The following is a 5257-nucleotide window of genomic DNA, read 5'->3' on the forward strand; positions in this document are numbered from 1 at the left end:
GGGCCGAGGGCCTCAAGGTGCCCACCATTGACGAAAACCCCGAACCCGACGTGATCTACTGGGTCGGTTGCGCCGCTGCCTACGACCCCGGCGCTCAGAAAGTCGCCCGCTCCTTCGTGCAACTGCTGGACAAAGCCGGCGTGAACTACGCGGTGCTGGGCAAGAAAGAAGCCTGCACGGGTGACGCCGCCCGCCGCGCCGGGAACGAATTCCTGTACCAGCAGCTCGCGCAGGAAAACGTGGAAACCCTCAACCAGATTGCGCCCAAGCTGATCGTGGCGACCTGCCCGCACTGCATGAACGCCATCGGGCACGAGTACAAGCAGATCGGCGGGGACTACCGCACGGTTCACCACACCGAGTACCTCGAAGAACTGGTGCGGGCGGGCAAGCTGCCGCTGGCGCAGCTTCAGGACGACGTGGTCTACCACGACCCCTGCTACCTGGGCCGCCACAACGGGGTCTACGACGCGCCGCGCACCCTGATCACCAAAATGGCGGGCGACATTCTGGACATCGAGCGCCAGCGCGAAAACAGCTTCTGCTGTGGCGCGGGCGGGGCGCAGTTCTGGAAGGAAGAGGAAGAAGGCCGCGAGCGCGTGTCCGACAACCGTTTCCGCGAGTTGCAGGCCCGTCTGGACGAAGCCGCCGAGCGCGTGAGCGAGTACGAGCGCACCGGGCAGGTGCAGGAGAAGGTCGTGGCGGTGGGTTGCCCCTTCTGCAAGGCGATGATGAACTCCACGCCCGAAAAGCAGAAGCGCGACGACATCATCGTCAAGGACGTGGCCGAACTGATGCTCGAAAGCGTGCAGCGGGCCAGCGGGGAATGGGTGCAGCCCGAAGCCGCGCCCTCCGCCGAGGTGGAAGTGCCCAACGCCGCCCTGCCGATGGAGCGCACCGGGGACGCCCCCGCCGCCGACGCCCCCAAGGACGACGTGGTCGGCACCACCAGCGCCGACGTGGAGAACGCCCAGCCCGGCAGCCCGGTGGCGAACGCGGGCACCCAGCCCGAACCGCAGGCGGCGGCCCCCAGCCCGGCCCCCAGTGGCGAAGGCACGCCCGTTGCAGCCACCCGCAAATCGTGGAAGCCCAAAGGCGGCGACGACGTGAGCGCGGCGACGCCTGCCCCCGCTGCTCCGGCTGCGCCCCAGGGTGACGCCCCGGCCCGCAAAGCCTGGAAGCCCAAGGCGAAGGCCGACGACGTGAGTGCCGAGTCGGTGGCCCAGGAGACGGCTCCTGCGGCGGCCCCCACACCCGCTGCCGACGGTGCTGCGCCCGCCCGCAAAGCCTGGAACCCCAAGGGCAAGGCCGAAACGCCCGCCCCTGCCGCTGCGCCCGCTGTCGTGCGTGACGACGTGAACCCGGCTCCGGTGGCCCAGGCTCAGGAAACGGCCCCCGCTGCTCCTGCGGCGACGGGTGCGACGGGCCGCAAAGCCTGGAACCCCAAGGCGAAGGCCCCGGCTGCGGCTGAAGTGGCCCCCCAGCCTGCCGCCGCTCCTGCCGCGCTCGCCCAGGACGACATTCAGGACCCGCTGCCCCAGCCGCCTGTCGAAGCCCAATCGTCCAGTGAGGCCCAGTCGCCTGCCCAGGCCAGCCCCGCGCCTGCCGCCACGGGAGAGCGCAAGAAGTGGAATCCGAAGGCCAAGGCCGAGGCGACCCCCGCCCCCATCACCGAGCATGTGGTGCTGGACGAAGTCGGCGTAAACGGCCTGGAAGAAGGCCAGCAGGCGACCTCGGCCCCCGACAGTGCCCAGAGTGCTGCCCCCGTGACCACCCAGCCCGCTGCGCCCACCGAGGCGGCGCCGACCAGTGCGGAAGTCAACCCCGAAACGGGCCGCAAGAAGTGGACGCCTAAAAAGAACGGCTGACCTTCACCCTGAAAAATCCCCGCCTCCGGTCTGGAGGGCGGGGGTTTTCTTTTGACCGCAGAGTGGGGTTTAACGCGCCGGGTAGGCTCCCAGCCGCGCTTCCAGTCCGGCTTTGACCCCGGCCCACTCGTCCGCCAGGATGCTGAACATCACCGAGTCGCGGGCGTAGCCGTCGGGCCGTACCTGATAGCGGCGCAGCGTGCCCTCGCGCACCGCCCCCAGTTTTTCCATCGCCCGGAGGCTGCGGGCATTGCGGCTGTCCACCTTGAAATGCACCCGGCCCGCGCCCAGTTCCTCGAAAGCACGGGTGAGCAGCAGCAGTTTGGCTTCGGGGTTGGCGGAGGTGCCCTGGGCGATCGGCAGCAACATGGTGCCGATTTCTACCCAGCGGTCAGCGGGCCTGACCTCGCTGTAGCTGATGCGCCCCAGCACCGCGCCCGAGGTGTCCAGCATGGCCCAGTTGACGCGGCCCGGTATGGTCAAACGCTCAATATAAGCGGCCCACTCCTGCGGCGTGTTTTCCTGGGGGCCGCCCCGCGCCAGAAACTCCACGGTAGACGCATCCGCTCCGGCGCACAGTCCGGCGGCGTGGTCGGTGGTCAGCGGCTCCAGGGCAATAAAGCGGCCCCGCAGAGGCGCAGGACGCAGCCATTCTGCGGGGTCAGCGGGGACAGCGGAAAGCATGGCCCAGAGTAACGGATACCTACGGCTCGCGCTTGCTCACGCGCTGGCGGCCTGTCAATGCGCGGCCCAGCGTGACTTCGTCGGTGTATTCCAGCGAACCGCCCACCGGGACACCGTAGGCGATGCGGCTGATGTCGGCCCCCAGGGGTTCGAGCAGGCGTTGCAGATAGAGCGCGGTGGCGTCGCCTTCCACCGTCGTACCCGTCGCCAGAATGACTTCCATCCCCGGCTGCACACGCGGCAGCAACGGCTTGATGTGGAGTTTGTCGGGGCCGACGCCGTTCATGGGACTCAGGACGCCGTGCAGGACGTGGTACAGCCCCCGGTACTCGCCGCTGCGCTCGATGGCGATCACGTCGCCGGGTTCTTCCACCACGCAGATGGTCTGCTGTTCGCGGCTGGGGTCGGCGCACACGTCGCACTTTTCGGCGTCGGTGATGTTGAAACAGATGGGGCAGACGTGCAGGTCGCGCTTGGCTTCCAGCAGCGCCGAGGCCAGCCGCTCGATGTCCTCACGCGGCTGCTCGAACAGGTGAAAAGCGAGGCGCTGGGCACTCTTGGGGCCGATTCCCGGCAGGCGCGAGAGTTCACGAATAAGCGAGACGAGGGAAGGAGGGTATTTCATGCCTGCCCCCACAGCAGCAACTCAAAGCGGCCATTTGCCATTTGCCAGCTGCCGTTTGCCATCTGCCTGGCGCAGCGAGTCCTCAAAATCCGGGAATTCCCAGGCCCGCCGTCGCTTCACGCTGCAACGCGTCGGCTTTTTCGGCGGCGTCGTTGATGGCAGCCAGAATCAGGTCTTCGAGGGCTTCCACATCGTCGCCGTCTACCGCTTCGGGCTTGATTTTGAGGGTCTGTACCTTGCCGTGCCCGTTCATGCTGACCGTGACCAGCCCGCTGGCGGTGCCTTCCACCGTCTGCGCGGCGAGGTCTTCCTGAATCTTGGTCGCAGCGACCTGGGCCTGCTGCATCTGCTTCATGAGCTTCTTCATGTCCATAGCAGAGGTCAGTCTACCCGCTGCGGCCTCACGGCGGCATGACCGGGGCCACGCTTGGCAAGTATCAGGAAGGAACAGGGCAAGTGAGCGAAGAAAACCTATCTTGACCTGTCAAATGCTAAGCTGACAGGGTATGAAGTCTTCCACTTACAGTCTGGATGCGCTTGACCAACGGATTTTGCAGGAACTGCAGCAGGACTCGCGCCTGAGTATGCGCGAACTGGGGCGGCGCATCGAACTGTCGGCCCCCGCCGTGACCGAGCGGGTTCGCCGCCTGGAAGACGCGGGCATCATCCTGGGCTACGGCGTGCGGGTCGCCAGCAAGCCGCTGGGCCGCACCATCACGGCCTTTATCGGCGTCAAGGACTCTGGGCGCAACGACCCCACCCTGGTGCGCTGGGCACGCGAACGCGACGGCGTGCTGGAATGCCACTCGGTCACGGGCGACAATTCCTGCATTCTGAAAGTGTCAGTGCCCGACGTGGCGGCGCTGGAAATGCTGCTGGGCGAACTGATTGACCTGGGCTTTACCTGCGACACCTCCATCGTTCTGAGTACGCCGCTGGAGGGGAAGCTGGTGTTGCCGCCGCAGTGAGCGGATAGCGGATGGCAGATAGCGGATAGCTGAAGGCAAAAAGAGAGGACCCCTGGGGCAGTGCTCCCAAGGGCCTTTTTTTTGCTTGTTTGTCAGGATGAAGTGTCAGGGGTCGGCATCCGGTGAAGGCTTTTAAGCCATCTGCCATCCGCCTTCAGCCATCCGCCTCTTAGCGGCGTCCCCCGAACATTCCAATCAGGTCGTTGAGCGCGTTGCCGTCGCCGTCGCGGTCAAGGGTGCGGTTGAGGGTGCCGAGCAGGTCGCCGCCCTGTCCCATCTGCCCGCCCATCTGGGGCTGTTGGGGCTGCGTCTGTCCACCGGGGAAACCGGGGAACATGGCCCCGCCGCTCTGGGGTTGCTGGTAGGGCTGCGCCTGGGGCTGACCGCCGCCGAGCATTCCGCCCAGCACGCTGCCGAGGCCGCCCGCTGCGCCGCCTGCCATGCCCCCGCCCAGCAAGCCGCCCAGAATGGAGCCGAGGCCCCCGCCCATTGCCCCGCCCATGCCACCGGGCAGGCCCATGCCGCCGCCCATCTGCCCGCCCTGGCTGCGCGAACGGTTGCTGAGGTAGCTCAGAATCAGGGGCGCGACCATCATCAGGAGTTGCATCGCCATCTGAGGGTTGATGCCCGCCCGCTGGCTAATCGCGTTGGCGGCGGCCTGCTGCTGCCCGCCGAAGACGTGGCCCAGAATCTTCTGGCCTTCGTTCAGGTCGGGCATCTGGCCCTGCTGAAAGCCGAGCATGGCGCTGTCGTCGTGCTGGTTGACCGCTGCGGCGAGGGCGTCGAGGCCGCCGGGTTGCGCGGCGTTGCGGGTCATCGCGCCGAGCAGCAGCGGCACGGCGGCTTCCAGGGCCGCTTCGGTCTGGCGGGGGTCGGTGCCGAGTTGGTTGCTGACCTGCTGCTGGGCCTGGCCCATACCGCCAAGCATGTTGAAAATGTCCATCATGGTGTATTCCTCCTGGGGTGAATTACCTGGGAGCTTAGGGCGCGGGGGCGTGCGGTCAAAGGGGAGCAGGGTTGCGGGTTTGTTGAGGATGCGGAGGGCAGAAGGGAGAGGTCAGGTTTTTATCTCAACCGAGTTCAGGAAGAAGAAGTCGTAGGCCAATGATGGG

At 66.7% G+C, this 5257-nt stretch carries 6 protein-coding genes; 2 read left to right on the plus strand and 4 right to left on the minus strand.

Translation table 11 applies throughout. From position 1 onward, the window contains the following. Positions 1–1868 (plus strand): (Fe-S)-binding protein (locus Q4C89_RS13725; RefSeq protein WP_303103186.1); only part of this gene is annotated, 1868 nt, incomplete at its 5' end. A 69-nt stretch (positions 1869–1937) separates the two neighbouring features. Here the strand turns inward: Q4C89_RS13725 and Q4C89_RS13730 are convergent. The 3 genes from Q4C89_RS13730 to Q4C89_RS13740 all read right to left on the minus strand — a co-directional run bounded on the left by Q4C89_RS13730 (position 1938) and on the right by Q4C89_RS13740 (position 3550). Further along, positions 1938–2552, minus strand: a complete 615-nt coding sequence (locus tag Q4C89_RS13730) for a GNAT family N-acetyltransferase (RefSeq protein ID WP_303103187.1) — start codon at positions 2550–2552, stop codon at positions 1938–1940. A 19-nt stretch (positions 2553–2571) separates the two neighbouring features. Continuing rightward, positions 2572–3177, minus strand: coding sequence for a recombination mediator RecR (gene recR, locus Q4C89_RS13735; protein ID WP_303103188.1), 606 nt, complete (start codon positions 3175–3177; stop codon positions 2572–2574). An 82-nt stretch (positions 3178–3259) separates the two neighbouring features. Next, positions 3260–3550, minus strand: coding sequence for a YbaB/EbfC family nucleoid-associated protein (locus tag Q4C89_RS13740; protein WP_303103189.1), 291 nt, complete (start codon positions 3548–3550; stop codon positions 3260–3262). Between the two features lie 133 nt (positions 3551–3683). Between Q4C89_RS13740 and Q4C89_RS13745 the strand changes: the two genes are divergently transcribed. Continuing rightward, positions 3684–4145: an Lrp/AsnC family transcriptional regulator gene (locus Q4C89_RS13745; RefSeq protein ID WP_303103190.1), complete on the plus strand. Its 462-nt coding sequence runs from the start codon at positions 3684–3686 to the stop codon at positions 4143–4145. Between the two features lie 169 nt (positions 4146–4314). Here the strand turns inward: Q4C89_RS13745 and Q4C89_RS13750 are convergent, their stop codons facing one another. Continuing rightward, positions 4315–5091 carry a DUF937 domain-containing protein gene (locus Q4C89_RS13750; RefSeq protein WP_303103191.1) on the minus strand — a complete coding sequence of 259 codons (777 nt, stop codon included), beginning with the start codon at positions 5089–5091 and terminating at the stop codon, positions 4315–4317. Between the last annotated feature and the right edge of the window lie 166 nt (positions 5092–5257).

The organism is Deinococcus sp., assembly GCF_030523985.1.
GTDB lineage: Bacteria > Deinococcota > Deinococci > Deinococcales > Deinococcaceae > Deinococcus.